The following is a 15,965-nucleotide window of genomic DNA, read 5'->3' as shown; positions in this document are numbered from 1 at the left end:
ACGGTATCAATTTTTAGGGATTTAACCATATCAGCCTTTATGAGAGCTTATGGCAGGATTCTATGAAAATTCATAAAGCATTCGTTACCCTCAGGATCTGCACACCACTGCATTTGGTTGCCATCATGGTACAAAAACGCTATGAGTGCCTCATCGGTCTGATCAATTTGATTGCCTGAGCAGTCTACTTCGTTATTGTCATAAACAGTCTTGAGGGCGATAATAGGCAGCCCTTCCTCGCGGTGTGTCACCAAGTAACGTCCGTACGTCCACTCCTTACCACTTACCGCCCACATCTCATTATCCGCACCAAAGTTATACAACTCACGGCATTGATTAGACTTCGCGGTTGAGGCGAGTAAGTTTTGATCGGTATTTGGCTCAGTCTGTAGGATGCGCTCCTCACTTTGTGTGAGTATCCCGCCTGCTGCGGCACCCTCCTTAATCTTCGGCTCGCTATTCGCTGACGCCAGTCTCTCTTTTCGGGCCGCTTGCCGCGCCTGCGCGTCTTTGGTCATCGTGATGCTACTGTCCAAATCTATCTCCCACTGCCCCGCGATAGCAGGACTGATATGGGTCGTGATGGTCGGTTTGGTCACGACTTCACCATTGGCAGGCAACGAGGCCAAAATAGAGGCCAAAGTAAATGAAGCAAATGATATAGGTTCCATAATTAACCTTTGATTTATTGTTTTATAGTAGGTGCTATATACATTAGCGTAAGTCTTAGACACCAAAAACACAAGTAACTTTATGCTATTAGTCGTAACGCTACCAGTGCTGTCTGTACCTCACACAAAACAACGCCATAGCGCCGCTTGCATGATGCAAAACGCTATGGCGTTATAATAACCAATAGTAGGGCTGTATCACCCACTGTCAGATTTAGGCGGCGACCGCACCGACTGCCTGAGCAAAGGCCGATAGCGCACCTTTTAGCATCGCCGATACCGTACTGCTGCACGTACCGATACCAGAGTACACCTCACCATCGACATTTAACTGAATGTAAGCGGCGGCTTTGGCGTTGGTTTTGTTGTCTCGATTGGTATCATCATCGATGCCGTGACCACTATTATGCTGCGGGTTGATTGCATGCTCAGCATAATTGATGATGTGCAATGACTTTCCTGTATGTTGGGCCAAACCATTGATAAAGGACGACAACGGCCCATTACCAGTACCATCGATGTCGATGATATCGCCATTCATCTGCACTTGACCATTAAAGTAGACCTCGCCGCCTTTATTATTGACACTATAGTCTAATAACTCAAAGCTGCCTTGCTGTAGATAGGTGTCTTCAAAGGTTTGCAAGATTTCGTCGTTTTGCAATTCGCGCGCCACGCGTTCGGCTTGTTTTTGTACCACACCGCTAAAGTCAATCTGCATCCAGCGCGGCAGATTAAAGCCGTAGTTACGCTGCAAGATATAAGCGACGCCGCCTTTGCCCGATTGGCTGTTGATACGGACGACATCTTGGTAGCTACGACCAATATGCGCAGGATCAATTGGCAGATAGGCCACATCCCAGATATCGTCCGTCTCGTCTTGATGTTTTTCATTATAATCGAGCGATTTTTTGATGGCGTCTTGGTGCGAGCCACTAAAGGCGGTAAACACCAGCTCACCGACATACGGATGACGCGGATGCAGTGGCAAGTTATTACACTCGCTCACCACCTGTACAATTTCGCTCATGTTGCTAAAATCAAGCTCAGGATCGACACCTTGGCTAAATAAGTTCATAGCCATGACCATGACATCCATGTTGCCTGTGCGCTCGCCATTTCCGAGCAACGTGCCCTCGATACGATCGGCACCCGCCAAGACGCCAAGCTCTGCGGCTGCCACCGCGCAGCCGCGATCATTGTGCGTATGCAAACTGACCGTCACATGCTCTCTGTGGGTGAGATGACGGCAAAAATACTCAACCTGATCGGCAAAGACATTGGGCATAGAGGCCTCAACCGTGGCGGGTAAGTTTAAAATCACTTCCTGCCCATTTTGGGGTTGCCATACCTCACAGACAGCATCGCAGACTTCCACCGCATATTCAGTCTCTGTCTGGCTAAAGCTCTCAGGAGAATACTGAAAGACCCATTCGGTTTCAGGATATTTGGCTGCATAATCTACCAATAGATTGGCCCCAGCGATTGCTATCTCTTTGATCTCGGCTTTGTCTTTACCATAGACTTTTTCGCGTTGGACACGGCTCGTTGAGTTATAAACGTGGACAATCGCCCGCTTAGCGCCCTTCAACGACTCAAAGGTACGAGCGATCAAATGCTCACGCGCCTGTACCAATACTTGTAAGGTGACATCATCAGGCACATGGTTTTCTTCGATAAGTTTGCGGGCAAAATCAAACTCAACCTGCGCGGCCGATGGAAAGCCGATTTCGATCTCTTTAAAACCGACGGCAACCAAAGTCTTAAAAAAGCGCATTTTTTGCTCGATGGTCATCGGATCAATCAGTGCTTGGTTACCATCACGCAGATCCACGCTTGCCCAGATTGGTGCTTTGTCGATTGTTTTGCTCGGCCATGTGCGATCTGGCAGCGCAGGAGCAAACGCAAATGGACGATACTTTTTATAATCAAAAGCAGTATTTTTTGGGGTGATTTTGGCAGCTGTACTTGTCGCCGTGCGTGTGGCTTGGTCAGACATAATCAATCCTTAGATGGTATCAAGGGTTACGGGTTTTACAGGATGGTTGATGATTGGATTTATGTTTATCATACGAGATAACCACTCTTTATGCCATCATAATATCAAAGTTTGTCAGCCGAAAATCAGCTTTCTTTTGTCTTATTTGGTGCTATTTTGGTGAAAAACTCCGCATTTATCACTATAATTAGTACATTTCACTAATAAGATGGATATTTATGTCAAACAGCTATATTGATAAAGGGTTTTCTGTAGAGATTGACGAGACCGACAGAGCACTATTACGCTTGCTGCAGACGCAAGCGCGCATGAGTATCACGGAGCTGGCAGAGCAGGTCAATCTCTCGGCGACGCCATGCGCGCGCCGCATCAAGCGCTTAGAAGACACTGGCATCATCACCGGCTACCACACACAAACAGACGCGCAAAAGCTCGGCTACCCGCTTGCCGTCTTTATCGCCATCAGCATGGATCGTCATACTGCCGAGCGTTTTGAGATATTTGAGTCAAAAATTCAAAGCTTTGATGAAGTGGTGAGCTGTAGTATCGTCACCGGTCGTACAGAGGACTATCTGATTAAGGTACGGGTACGCGATATGGCGCATTATGAGGAGTTTTTATTGCATCGCCTCAATCGTATCGAGGGCGTCGCCCAAGTACATACAAGTTTTGAGCTGCGAGAAGTGTTTAGCCGCAATGTGGTTTGACGGCTATATTAGGGCGTGCCGCGCTGGCGACTTGGCTCTAACCAAGGACACGCCCTAGGTATAATAGGTGCAATAGATACAACAGGTACAATCATTTGTGATTTTAGCTCACCGTCTGGCCCAGCATCTGTACCCGCTGATCGCTAAACATGTCCATATCGGGCGCAAGCGTACGCATAAAACGATCAAAATACAGCATCTGCTTGGTCAATAAGGCAAAGTCCCGCGGGAAGTGAATACCATGACGTTTGCCAACTTCCACGATCTCTAGCATCATCTGGTTGAGCTCGTCAGCTTGCTCTTTACTATTAAATGGCACACCGCTGGTAAAAGCTTTGTCCTCTGCCATGATGGTCTGCATCATGCGCTGCAAGTCATCGCCCAACGCGGCGACATCCACCTGATGGCTCTCGTGCGTCATTTCCATATCGACCATATGACGTGCCATCGCTTGATAGTCACTGTCTTGCATGGCCTGCATCATTCCCATACAAGCGCGCCAGCTCTCAGCTTTGAGCCTACCCACGATGCCAAAGTCTAAAAAGCCAATGCGTCCATCGGTCAGCAGCATCAAATTACCCGCATGCAAATCTGCATGGAAGCTATTGCACAGCATCAAACTGGCAAACCAAGTGTTTAAGGTATCCGCCATCACCTGTGCAGGATCAGCACAGTACTGACGCATCAGCGCTTCATCGACCATTGACACCCCATACAATCGGCTCATGGTCAACACGCGCTTGGTGGTCAGCGCCTCATATACTTTGGGCGCGACCACGCGAGTATTGCCAGATACCGCTAAAAACTGCTGAAAATCTCGAATGTTTTGCGCTTCAGCGATAAAATCCGTCTCGGCCAGCATACGCAACCGAATCTCATCGATGATCGGTGCAATACTGGCAAATTTCATCGATGGCATCAGCAGCTCAAGCAGCTTGGTAACCCCATACAATACGCCCAAATCCGTCTGCATGATGGTTTCGACACCAGGTTTTTGTACCTTGAGCACCACCTCATCACCATTATGTAGGCGCGCAGCATGCACTTGGGCGATAGACGCCGACGCCAGCGGTGTCGGGTCGATATGCGCAAACTTATCCTCAAGCGTCATGCCATCCGTTGCCAGCTCTTCATTTAATACCTGCTCGATATAGGTGTACGACAATGGCGTGGTTTGATCCAAGCAGCTCTGAAACGCTTTGACATACTCACGCGGAAACAACGACGGCGTGCTAGCAATAAACTGGCCTATCTTGATATAAGTGGTACCAAGCTGCTCAAAGGTTTCTTTTAATAGCCTCGCGTCTGGCTTTTCACCTTTGGCGACTCTGAGCGCCGAGAGACCTGCCACACTTGCAGTTTGACGAACCCGATTGACGACATTGAAGGTGTGTTTTAATAAATGCGGACGATGAATTTTCATAAAAAATAACTTATACCACGATCGATTGAGTTTAGGCATGGGCGCAGACAGGGCACGCTGGGTCTGGACGATAGCCCATCAGCCGTTGCTGCATCTGGCTACCATCCCATATCAGTAGCTTATTTGTCAGTGGATTTTTGGTTAATCCTAGATATTGCAGCGCCGCATTGGCTTGTAGGTTGCCCATAATCGCGGTCGTACTTGCCAGCACACCCGAGTTGGCACAGTTTCGCTCATCTGCCTCTGCATCGATGAGCACCGAGCCAAAGACACAATGATAGCAGCCCATCTGCCGATGCGGCTCATACAAGGCCAGCTGCCCTTGCATGGCGATCGCTGAGGCAGACAATAACGGAAGCTGATAGCGCACACTGATACGATTGATCATATCGCGGGTAGCAAAATTGTCCGTACAGTCCAATAATAAATCAGGCTTGCCAGATGCCATGCCCAGTAGCTCATAGGCATTGTCTTCGCTCAGCCTTGCCACTGACCCACGCGCCATTATCAACGGATTGATTTTTTCTAACATCTGCGCGGCTGTCAGGGCTTTGGCTTTGCCGATGTCACTAGGCAAAAACAGCGTCTGCCGCTGCAGATTGCTGGCCTCAATCACATCATCATCGATCAAATGGATTTGTCCAAGCCCCGCCCGTACCAGCGTTTCAGAAGCTGGACACCCAAGGCCACCGGCTCCTATCATAACGACGCGCGCTGATTTTAAACGTAACTGAGCATCGACATCCCAGCCCTCTAGCAGTATCTGCCGCGCATAACGCATCAGCTCGCTATCTGATAGCGGCTGTACCTCTGTCGCCTGCGTCATATCTTTCATCACACTCTTTCACCACGATTTGTTAGAAAAAATATCTCAAAAGCCCTTTATGCCAGATGCCCCAGCGTCACCCGATCGTTTCCGCCATAGTCTTGCACCGTCTGTACCGCGCCAAAGCCATGGGACGAGAGTATCTGACGCACCGCCTCACCTTGATCAAATCCGTGCTCTAGCGCCAGTAGCCCGCCTGCACGCAGATATTTAGGTGCCAGCTGCGTGATATGCTCGATATCAGCCAGACCATGATTGGGCGCACTAAGAGCGCTCATTGGCTCGGCTCTCAAATGTGCCAAGTGCGCATCTTCCTCATCGATATAAGGCGGGTTTGAGACAATCACATCAAAAATCATGTCGGTCGGCAGCGACTCATACCAACTGCTCTGGATAAAATCAATATCCCCCACTTCATTGATCAGCGCATTATACTTAGCAACCTCTAGCGCTTCAGGCGAGACATCGAGCGCAACAGTATGCCAATGAGCATATCGCAAGTGGTGATTTAGCTCATGCGCCAAGCTGATCGCGATACAGCCTGAGCCAGTGCCTAAATCCAAAAGACGTTTTGGTGTAGGATGCTCGTCATTTATCGGCTGCGATTGTATCCATTGTAGTACTTGCTCGACCAATACCTCGGTGTCGGGCCGAGGAATGAGGGTATGCTCATTGACAGTAAAGCTAAGCGACCAAAACGCTTGTTGACCGGTCAGATATGCCAATGGGGTACCAGCCTGCAGTTTGTCGATACCTGCATAAAACTGCGCAAGCTCACTTTCTGTCAGCTGATACTCTTCGTCAGTGATCAAAAATAAGGACGGTTTATCAATGACCGCCAGCAGCCAATCTGTAAACCAAAACGAAGGCAAACGGCTATTGTCAGCCTCATCCGATAGCTGGCGAATGTACTGTTTTAGATGTTTAATACTAGACATGACTACCGCTTATATTTTTCATATATACTCTCAAACGCCGACATTAACTACAGAGCCCTAACGATATAAATGACCACTACTCTGATGCACGAGGCGGCGCTTTGGTGTCAGTCAAGTTAGGGTTTGCCTTGGTCAATGAAGGCACGCCCGCACCATTATCATCATCGTCATTATCATAAATATCATCATTATCACCGATGACGATGTGTTTATCGACAAAATAAATCAGCGCCAAAATTGGAATACCGATGGCAAAGGTAAAAATAAAGAAAAATGGATAACCCATGCTATCGACGATAGAGCCAGAATAGCCGCCCATTACCTTAGGAATCAAGGTCATCAATGAGGAAAAAATCGCATACTGCACAGCCGTAAAACGTATGGACGTCAAAGCAGACAAAAAAGCGATAAACACAGCACTGGCCAGCCCTGCCGCCAAATTATCAAATATCACCGCCATATACATGATAGGCAAGCTGCCTGGATTATAAGTCAAAACCACAAACAATAAATTGGTCGCACATGCCAAGATGGCACCAATCATCATGGCATGCATGATACGAAATCGCTGCGCTAACAGTCCACCCAAAAAGCCACCAGCGATGGCCATAATCACCCCAACCAGTTTTACCGCATTGGCGATGTCGGTTTTGCTAAAGCCCATGTCTTGGTAAAACACATTGGATATGACCCCAGCGACGATATCAGAGATACGATATAGACCGATCAGCGCCAGTAGCAAAAGCGCTTTCATACCATAGCGTTTAAAAAAATCAACAATCGGCTCAATCCATGTCGCCATGGCGATTTGTTTGTTGACTAGCCCCGCCTGCACCAGCGCAAAGCCTGCTACTAAAGCGACCGCCAAGCTCATCAATAAATGCAGCGTCTCACTAACAAAGCTGACAAACACCCCGTCAAACGCCGGCAAGAGCTGCCCTGTCAATACATAGGCGGCGATAAATGCCATGACAGCAAAGACAAACAATAATACAAGTCTGACATAGTCTTCACGCGTCTCGGCCACCAGCGGTGCTTTATTGATGATTTTTGGCTGATTGATAATAAAGTACAGCAGCAGCAGGGGCGCACAAGCAACCAATGCCAAAAAGTAAAACTTGATACTGGGCAGAGCGACCTGCGGTATCAATGCCACAGGAGTATCGAGCGCCAAGTTAATCAGCATATTGAGTAAATAAACCACACCAAACAACAGCCCTGGTATGAGCAGCAACGCTGAATAAATCAAAAAAACCTTTAAATTGCGATGTTGTTTGTTGCTTTGCAATATCTCAGCGGTCGGCTCATAGCTGGCAAACGTCGTCAAGATACCTAATGTCATAACCCCTGCCATAATATAATAGGTATTGCGCCATGCTTCATAACTATAAAAAGCCTCCGTCGAGCCAAAATAGTCCGCCAAATATAGCGCACCTGCCCCAGCGACAATCATACCGATACGGTAGCCTGACACATAAATAGAAGACAAAATCGACTGCATAGACGGCGGTGCCAGCTCAATACGATAGGCATCAATGACGATATCTTGGGTGGCTGACGAAAAACCCAGCAATACCGCCGCACCTGCCATATAAATCAGCACATCTTCACTGACAGGGTTGACGGTCGCCATCAAAAAGATCGCCAATACGATAAGCAGCTGCGACACCACCATCCAGCTGCGACGCCGTCCCAGCCACTTGGTCAAAAAAGGCACCGGCAGCGCATCAATCAAAGGCGCCCAAATAAACTTAAACGAGTAACCAAGTGCCGCCCAGCTAAACATCGTCACCACGCTGCGATCTATACCCGCTTCTCTTAGCCATAACGACAGACTAGAAAATATCAGCAAGATAGGAATACCGGCTGAAAACCCCAAAAACAGCATCACAATGACACGCGAGTCCAAATAAGCCTTGGCGGCCTCGCCCCATGATTTTTTTGCACTCGGTTGATTGGGTGGCACAGATTTGACAGCAGACATAATAACTCACCAGCACTTAGGACAGATAACACACCATCATACAGCACCACACGCGCATTGGGCTTGTATGACGATAGTCATAATAACAAAATTGAATTATGGTACTTGAGAACGCTGACCTTGACTAGATATTTTTGTATGGGCTGGCAAGTAAATCTAATATTGAGGCTTTATGTTGTCCCTTTATCAATCACTGTATCCCTTTACCGCTTCTACCTTACTTTATTGTTAATCATATTTCTTATTCAACGCTGTATCTTGCTTCTTTAAACAGTTCTTTATCGCAAATATGGTATGACAGCTAATAAAGCTGAATGTGACGAAACTTTCTATATTCACAACCTATGTTTACAGCCTATATTCATAATTATCATAATTTGATAGCTATTTATTATATACAAGAATAATAACTTTGTTTTACACTAGGCCGTATTCGTACGTTTTCATTTTTATATACAAGCATTTTATATACAGGCAGGGTCTGTGTATTTATATAATAGGATTTAGTTATGGCAATCGACGTAGTGGTCAATCAGCGACATCTACAAATTCAGCTCAAACAGTTGGAGACGGTGTGGCACACGGTGATTAATGGCTATAACTTAAGCCAGGCTGCGACCGTACTACACACCAGTCAATCGAGCTTATCCAAACATATTGCCGCGCTCGAAAACCAGCTCAAGACCGAAGTGTTTATCCGTCAAGGCAAACGTCTGACTGGGCTGACGGCAATGGGTACGGCGCTGATGCCGCATATTGAGTCTATCTTTGCTGAAATCCGCACCATCGAAAACCTAAGTCTGGATTTTAATAATCCAAATATCGGTACTTTGACAATTGCCACCACGCACACGCAGGCCAGATACGTACTGCCAAAAGTGGTCAAAGAGTTCAAAGAGCGATTTCCAAAAGTCAACTTGATCTTGCAGCAAGCGGATCCTGAGACCATCGCACAGATGGTCATTCGTGGGCAGGCCGATATTGGTATTGCAACGGAGTCATTGCTCCATAATAACTACCTACGCTGTTATCGTTATTATGACTGGACACACCGCGTCATCGTACCAAGCGATCATGAGCTTGCAGGCTTAGAGTCCATTGATCTGCCGACGCTGGCCAGCTATCCGATTGTGACTTACCATGGCGGCTTTACCGGTCGCGGCGCTATCGACAAGACCTTTAACAATGCTGGTCTTGAGCCTGATATCGTTTTGGCCGCGCTCGATGCCGACGTGATTAGCACTTACGTGGGTCTAGGGCTGGGCATTGGGATCATCGCCGAGATGGCGTTTGAGCCCAGTCACTATCAAAACCTAACCGCCATCCCCGTCGATCATTTTGGACGGTTTACCAGTTGGATGGCTGTACGCGATGATGCTGAGATTCGCCAATATGGCCGCGCCTTTATGACGCTCTGTCAGCAGCAGTTTAGTCAATCGCTATAGCAGCTGCTAAAAAAGCGCCTATACCCGCTATTCCCCTAGCCGAGATATAACAAGACAAAAAACCTTTATACAAGGCACCGCCCCTCCATACAGGGCACCGCTATTGATATATAGCGGTGCTCTGTATTTTTATCAGCTCAACGAGCATATTAAAAAATTTTGAGATTTGTTATTGCCACTTTTAAATTGCAGATGTGCCCTAATACAGTCAACTATAAATATAATCATACCGCTTAAAGGCGGTCACAAATATTAGGTGACTTATGAGTAATACCATCCCTTTATCGTTTTTGGATCTCGCCCCCGTACCCGAAGGTAAAACCATCGCTGACGGTATCGCCCAAACCGTGGCAACCGCTCAGCAAGCAGAAAAAGTCGGCCTCAACCGCTACTGGATGGCAGAGCACCACAACATGCCAGGTATCGCCAGTGCCGCCACCTCGGTGCTACTCTCACATATTGGTAGCCAGACCAGCCGTATCCGTATCGGTGCAGGCGGTGTGATGCTGCCCAACCACGCCCCGCTGGTCATCGCCGAACAGTTTGGCACCTTACAAGCGCTTTATGGCGATCGAATTGATCTCGGCTTGGGCCGCGCTCCTGGTACTGATGGCGCGACATTTCAGGCGCTGCGCCGGCAGATGAAAGATGCTGAGCGCTTTCCGCAGGATGTACAAGAGCTGCAGTATTTTTTGGGCAACGATACGGACAACAGCCCTGTACAGGCGTTCCCTGGAGCCAAGTCTAATGTGCCCATTTGGATCTTAGGCTCATCGCTGTTTGGCGCGACATTAGCGGCGCACTTAGGCTTGCCGTATGTGTTTGCCTCGCATTTTGCCCCGCAGATGCTAGCGCAAGCGATTAATACCTACCGCGAGCAGTTTACACCTTCAGCATATTTACAAAAGCCGTATGTGATGCTGGCCGCCAATTTGCTACTCGCTGATGATGATGCGACCGCACAGTACCACTTTACCTCAGCGCAGCAGAGCTTTGTACGTTTGCGCCGGGGCGAAACGGGACAAATGCCCAAACCCACTCATGATATGGATAGTATCTGGAGTGCGGCTGAAAAAATGATGGTGGATAATGCGCTGTCAGTATCGTTTATCGGTTCGGTTGAGACAGTCAAACCAAAGCTTGCTCAGTTTTTGGCACAATATAAGCCAGATGAGCTAATCGTCACGGCCAACGTCTATGATCAAGCAGCGCGTTTGCGTTCACTTGAACTTACACCTGAGCTAAATTTGTTTACTTTACAATAAGATAGGGCGCTTGCATAATTATTAATAAACCACTATGAGATCATATTTATGGAACCCTCTGCTTTTATTGGTTCATCGATATTTTTATACATTGCAGCATTTATTGCTGTGCTGGTCGTTGGCGGTTATCTGACGTATCGTACCAGCCCCAAACGCAAGCAGCGCCGCGATAATAAGCGTGCAAAAGACGAGTAGGCCTATGCCTGCAGTATGCCATTGTTCACATTTGTTAATTTCAATACTTGACGATGGCATTGATATAGACGGTGTGTATGGACTGCCTCAAATAGCGCACGCGCCTCATTCAGACCGTCTATATCAGATCAAAGCCAATATACGCAGCATCGCCGCCCCAATCGCCATACCAAACATCCCCACCACTGTCGTAAAGGCTAAAATATTGGCCGCGAGCACATCATTGCCGCCCATGGCTTTTGCCATCACGTAGCTGGCGGCGGCGGTTGGTGACGCCACCATCAAAAACAGCACGCCCATATGCATCCCCGACAGCCCAAAGCTCAGTCCAACGGCGATAGCAACGATAGGTGCTATCACGATACGGCCGATACTGGCCTGCATGGACAAGCCCGATGGATGCAGCATCGATTTTAAATCAATACTCGCGCCAGCACATATCAGCGCCAGTGGTAGCGCCACAGCCGCCAACAAATCGCCTGTCTTATGAATCACCCCCGTCAGCGGTGGTAGCATCAGCGCCTTGTAGGTAAACGCCGCCAGTAAAGCAAGTATCAGTGGGTTGGTAAACAGTTTTTTGCTGATCATCACACTGCGGCTCACCCACGTATCGTCTATGTTTTTCGACACACGGCTGAGCGTAATGACAGCGAGGATATTAAACAATATAGTCACTACGCCCATATAAACAGCACCGATACTCAGGCCGCGCTCGCCATAGGCGTTTGCCACGGTCGCCAAGCCAATGATTGCCATATTGCTACGAAAGACACCTTGGACAAAGACCCCTTGATCGATAGGCCGACTGACGAAACGCTTGGCATAGAGCTCTGCACCGACAAACAAAATAAAGGTCACGATAATACCTGCCACGATCAGCGTGATTTGCTTAGCATAGTCCACTTCACTGTCGACAACACTAAAAAAAAGCAAGCACGGCAGGCAGTAATTAAACACAAAGCTTGAGGCCTGATCGATAAAAACCTGACTGGCCTCACCGCGTCTTTGCATAAAAAACCCCAACCCCATCAGCGCTAAGTTAGGTAAGACAATAGTAATCGCAAAAATGATGGCTTCTATCATAAAAAACTCAAAAAACACCATAGACGCACAGCAGCACGCTTGCCGCCATGCCTCTATATCAGGTGATAAGGTGACTAGAAAATCAGATAAACGCCTAATCTAGCATAAAATCGGCTGACGTTTGGTCTGTCGTAATGCGGCTGTAGTCAATCCCGCATAAAGCTGGCAGGCAAGATACTGTGTGCTACGTACTTCTGAGTGTCAGTAACTACTTCTCGCTACAGGCCAAAAGCGTTATTTATGATCTGGTTTTTTGACCCATTTGCCGTCCGAGTTTTTTTCGTAGACGTTTTCGACCGCCGCCCATGCCGTGGCAAACCAGCGTGACTCGTCGTCGTATTGCTCGCTTGCACTATTAAATGCCGCAAGAAATATCTCTTGTCCGTGTTTGGGTAGATGGTCTTTTACTGCCGCTGGCAGCTCTGATAAGGTATTGTAAGGCATCATCGCACTCCTTTTTTGTCATTCATTGGCTTCATTGCCGATACAGTATTCTACCTGCTATTTTTACTGTCGCCAAAAACCGCCAAGCCTTTAGCAACAAAAAACCCATAATGACGAATCATTATGGGTATTAGGGCGAGCCTCTTGCCGTCTTATATTGAATAACAAATCTGTGTCATCATCAAACGTTAAGCGTCGCCTGTGCTTTCTTTTGTTTTTTGACCGTCATGGCCAGTAGCTGAACCGCCGCCGGCGTCACGCCGCTGATGCGACCAGCTTGACCTAGCGTCGCAGGCCGTACTTTCGATAGCTTTTGTACGATCTCATTTGATAAGCCTGAGACCACACTATAATCAAAATCCATCGGTAATGTCGTACTTTCCAAACGCTTCATTTGCTCAATCTCTTCGGATTGACGGTCGATATAGCCGGCGTATTTGACCGAAATCTCTATCTGCTCACCGACTTGCTCATCGACTTGCGAGTCAGTCATCGCAGCAATATCTGCAAAGTGAATCTGCGGACGCTTTAGCAAGTCAAACGCCGTGGCTTCTTTGGATAAGACTTCACCGGTTTGCTCAGTAAGTTTTTTTCCGAGCGCATTGGCAGGCGTGGCCCACATGTCTTTTAGACGAGCAGATTCGGTCGCGATGGCTTCCATTTTGTCTTGATATGCTTGCCAGCGAGCGTCATCAACCAAACCGAGCTTGCGGCCCGTCTCGGTCAAGCGCTGATCGGCATTGTCCTCACGCAGGAGCAAACGATATTCAGCACGGCTGGTAAACATACGATACGGCTCTTTGGTACCATGGGTGATGAGATCATCGACAAGTACGCCCAAATATGCCTCGTCACGGCGCGGTGTCCACGTCTCAAACTCACTATTATTGGTGGTGACGAGTGCCGCGTTAGTACCAGCCAGCAGCCCCTGCACGCCCGCTTCTTCATAACCCGTCGTACCGTTGATTTGCCCTGCAAAGTACAATCGATCAATGGATTTGGTCTCAAGCGTGGGTTTTAGGCTTTGTGGATTGAAGTAGTCGTATTCGATGGCATACCCTGGACGAGTGATATGCGCATTCTCAAGCCCCTTCATACTATGAATAAAGTCTAACTGCACATCAAAGGGCAAGCTGGTTGAGATGCCATTTGGATACAACTCATGCGTGGTCAGGCCTTCAGGCTCGATAAAGATTTGATGACTGTCTTTATCAGCAAAACGATGGATTTTGTCTTCGATAGACGGGCAATAACGCGGGCCGACGCCTTCGATTTTGCCAGAAAACATCGGCGAGCGATCAAGGTTTTCACGGATGATGTCATGGGTACGCGCATTGGTATGGGTGATATAGCAATTGACTTGCTCAGGATGCATAGAGACATCCCCCATATAGCTCATTACGGGCAGCGGTGTATCACCCGGCTGTACCGTCATAACGCTAAAATCCACCGTACGCGCATCGATACGCGCAGGCGTGCCTGTCTTTAGGCGGCCGACTGGCAGTTTGAGCTCACGCAAGCGGTCAGCCAGCTTGATAGAAGGCTGGTCTCCTGCGCGGCCACCTTTTGCGTTTTCAAGTCCGATATGAATGACACCGCCCAAAAACGTCCCTGACGTCAGAACGACTGTTTCTGTCTTGAAAACAATACCTGTCGAGGTGACCACCGCTGTCGCACGGCCATTTTCTACTAAGATATCATCGGCCGCTTGTTGAAATAAATCAAGATTGGGCTGGTTCTCAAGCGTATGACGAATGGCGGCTTTGTACAAGATACGATCCGCTTGTGCGCGCGTGGCACGTACAGCAGCACCCTTACGGCTATTTAACACCCGAAACTGGATACCCGCCTTGTCGGTTGCCAATGCCATCGCACCACCTAACGCATCTATCTCACGTACTAGGTGCGACTTGCCAATACCGCCAATCGCGGGGTTACAGCTCATTTGTCCGAGCGTCTCAATATTATGGGTGAGTAGCAAGGTCTGCGCGCCCATACGTGCGGCTGCCAGCGCAGCTTCTGTGCCAGCATGACCACCACCGATCACTATCACGTCGTAATGTTTTGGGTATTGCATGTATGCCTCACTTGACTCATAACGCGGCCCTCGCTCACTACTTTTTTGTCACGTAGCAAACGCCCAGCCCACAAACGTCAGTCGAATTAAAATCGAAGAAAAAATAAAAAGAGACAACGGCTCAGATAAGCCGCTGATCAGGGAATAGATGACCCATTATTATAACAATTTTTTGATGTGTAAAAAATGCTCAAACAAAAACTATTTATAGCAAATAACTGAGGAAGCCAAAGCAAATAATTACCGCTTACTTACTCATAAAGCCGTCTAAATGCCATTATTCTATGCTATTGCCAGGGCTTAGTGGCACGATACGATCTTTTTGACTGCTACCAAGCATATGGTGACTACCATAGCCTTCTGGGTTGATTTGCAAATACGCGTTCATTTGTCCAATCGCCTCACCATCGTTGCTGGCCAAGATGGTCTCTTTGATATGATCGACAGGCGGTAACGGCAGATTTTTGAGTAAGGCCAAACGCTGCGTATTGTCACCCTTATTGACGACCAACTCAATCAGCTGGCGCGCATCGATGGGCAAATCAGGCGTGTTTTGTGCCAACAAGGCCAGGTGATAAGCACCTGCTGCGTCTTGATCGGCCACGATACGCTGCTCAATAGCGATATAAGTCGCTTCAGTGGCGCCGCCTGCCACACTGAGCTGATGGATACACTTAAGTGCCGAGTGTGGCTCATTATTCGCCATATCGATCAGACGCTGCGACTCAGCTTTTAAATGCTCGCGGCGCTTTTCAATAGCGGCTTGCTCATTTTGCGGTGCGGTGCTTTTTTCGGGATGATTCATAAGTATCTCTTATTATTAAAATGGCATTTATCCTAAGCCCTATATGGGGCCAAAACCGCTAAAAACAATGCAAAATGCCGCATCACGCCCACAAAAAACCCGA

Annotated in this window: 14 protein-coding genes; 4 read left to right on the top strand and 10 right to left on the bottom strand. The window is 48.0% G+C overall.

The window, feature by feature from the left end; translation table 11 throughout:
- Positions 1 to 47: 47 nt before the first annotated feature.
- Positions 48 to 671, bottom strand: coding sequence for a hypothetical protein (locus CAP50_RS06915; RefSeq protein ID WP_075102424.1), 624 nt, complete (start codon positions 669 to 671; stop codon positions 48 to 50).
- 214 nt (positions 672 to 885) lie between these two features.
- Positions 886 to 2,670, bottom strand: a complete 1,785-nt coding sequence (leuA, locus tag CAP50_RS06910) for a 2-isopropylmalate synthase (protein ID WP_100749497.1) — start codon at positions 2,668 to 2,670, stop codon at positions 886 to 888.
- Positions 2,671 to 2,888: 218 nt separating this feature from the next.
- Between leuA and CAP50_RS06905 the strand changes: the two genes are divergently transcribed.
- Positions 2,889 to 3,377 carry an Lrp/AsnC family transcriptional regulator gene (locus CAP50_RS06905; protein WP_100749496.1) on the top strand — a complete coding sequence of 163 codons (489 nt, stop codon included), beginning with the start codon at positions 2,889 to 2,891 and terminating at the stop codon, positions 3,375 to 3,377.
- A gap of 103 nt (positions 3,378 to 3,480) precedes the next feature.
- Here the strand turns inward: CAP50_RS06905 and CAP50_RS06900 are convergent, their stop codons facing one another.
- The 4 genes from CAP50_RS06900 to CAP50_RS06885 form a co-directional block, all read right to left on the bottom strand.
- Complete coding sequence (locus CAP50_RS06900) at positions 3,481 to 4,800, bottom strand: ABC1 kinase family protein (protein WP_100749495.1); 1,320 nt, start codon at positions 4,798 to 4,800, stop codon at positions 3,481 to 3,483.
- Positions 4,801 to 4,831: 31 nt separating this feature from the next.
- Complete coding sequence (locus tag CAP50_RS06895; protein WP_241900683.1) at positions 4,832 to 5,635, bottom strand: HesA/MoeB/ThiF family protein; 804 nt, start codon at positions 5,633 to 5,635, stop codon at positions 4,832 to 4,834.
- 47 nt (positions 5,636 to 5,682) lie between these two features.
- Complete coding sequence (gene prmC / locus CAP50_RS06890; RefSeq protein WP_100749494.1) at positions 5,683 to 6,564, bottom strand: peptide chain release factor N(5)-glutamine methyltransferase; 882 nt, start codon at positions 6,562 to 6,564, stop codon at positions 5,683 to 5,685.
- Between the two features lie 76 nt (positions 6,565 to 6,640).
- Complete coding sequence (locus CAP50_RS06885; RefSeq protein ID WP_100749493.1) at positions 6,641 to 8,548, bottom strand: AmpG family muropeptide MFS transporter; 1,908 nt, start codon at positions 8,546 to 8,548, stop codon at positions 6,641 to 6,643.
- A 509-nt stretch (positions 8,549 to 9,057) separates the two neighbouring features.
- On the opposite strand from CAP50_RS06885, the gene CAP50_RS06880 reads away from it, so the two are divergent.
- The 3 genes from CAP50_RS06880 to CAP50_RS12695 all read left to right on the top strand — a co-directional run bounded on the left by CAP50_RS06880 (position 9,058) and on the right by CAP50_RS12695 (position 11,453).
- Positions 9,058 to 9,993 carry a LysR substrate-binding domain-containing protein gene (locus CAP50_RS06880; protein ID WP_075102417.1) on the top strand — a complete coding sequence of 312 codons (936 nt, stop codon included), beginning with the start codon at positions 9,058 to 9,060 and terminating at the stop codon, positions 9,991 to 9,993.
- 263 nt (positions 9,994 to 10,256) lie between these two features.
- Complete coding sequence (locus CAP50_RS06875; RefSeq protein WP_100749492.1) at positions 10,257 to 11,258, top strand: LLM class flavin-dependent oxidoreductase; 1,002 nt, start codon at positions 10,257 to 10,259, stop codon at positions 11,256 to 11,258.
- A 48-nt stretch (positions 11,259 to 11,306) separates the two neighbouring features.
- Complete coding sequence (locus tag CAP50_RS12695) at positions 11,307 to 11,453, top strand: hypothetical protein (protein WP_172953078.1); 147 nt, start codon at positions 11,307 to 11,309, stop codon at positions 11,451 to 11,453.
- Positions 11,454 to 11,576: 123 nt separating this feature from the next.
- Here the strand turns inward: CAP50_RS12695 and CAP50_RS06870 are convergent, their stop codons facing one another.
- The 4 genes from CAP50_RS06870 to CAP50_RS06855 all read right to left on the bottom strand — a co-directional run bounded on the left by CAP50_RS06870 (position 11,577) and on the right by CAP50_RS06855 (position 15,862).
- Complete coding sequence (locus CAP50_RS06870) at positions 11,577 to 12,536, bottom strand: AEC family transporter (RefSeq protein ID WP_100749566.1); 960 nt, start codon at positions 12,534 to 12,536, stop codon at positions 11,577 to 11,579.
- A 234-nt stretch (positions 12,537 to 12,770) separates the two neighbouring features.
- The gene (locus tag CAP50_RS06865; RefSeq protein WP_241900682.1) at positions 12,771 to 12,983 is read right to left on the bottom strand and encodes a ChaB family protein; all 213 of its coding nucleotides are present in this window, start codon (positions 12,981 to 12,983) and stop codon (positions 12,771 to 12,773) included.
- Between the two features lie 178 nt (positions 12,984 to 13,161).
- The gene (mnmG, locus tag CAP50_RS06860) at positions 13,162 to 15,057 is read right to left on the bottom strand and encodes a tRNA uridine-5-carboxymethylaminomethyl(34) synthesis enzyme MnmG (protein ID WP_100749490.1); all 1,896 of its coding nucleotides are present in this window, start codon (positions 15,055 to 15,057) and stop codon (positions 13,162 to 13,164) included.
- 277 nt (positions 15,058 to 15,334) lie between these two features.
- On the bottom strand, positions 15,335 to 15,862 hold the full coding sequence (locus CAP50_RS06855) for a hypothetical protein (RefSeq protein WP_075102414.1): 528 nt from the start codon (positions 15,860 to 15,862) through the stop codon (positions 15,335 to 15,337).
- Positions 15,863 to 15,965: the final 103 nt, after the last annotated feature.

Source organism: Psychrobacter sp. L7, assembly GCF_002810365.1.
Lineage (GTDB): Bacteria > Pseudomonadota > Gammaproteobacteria > Pseudomonadales > Moraxellaceae > Psychrobacter > Psychrobacter celer.
Note: the sequence above shows the minus strand (reverse complement) of the source record. Positions and strands in the feature narration are given on the sequence as shown.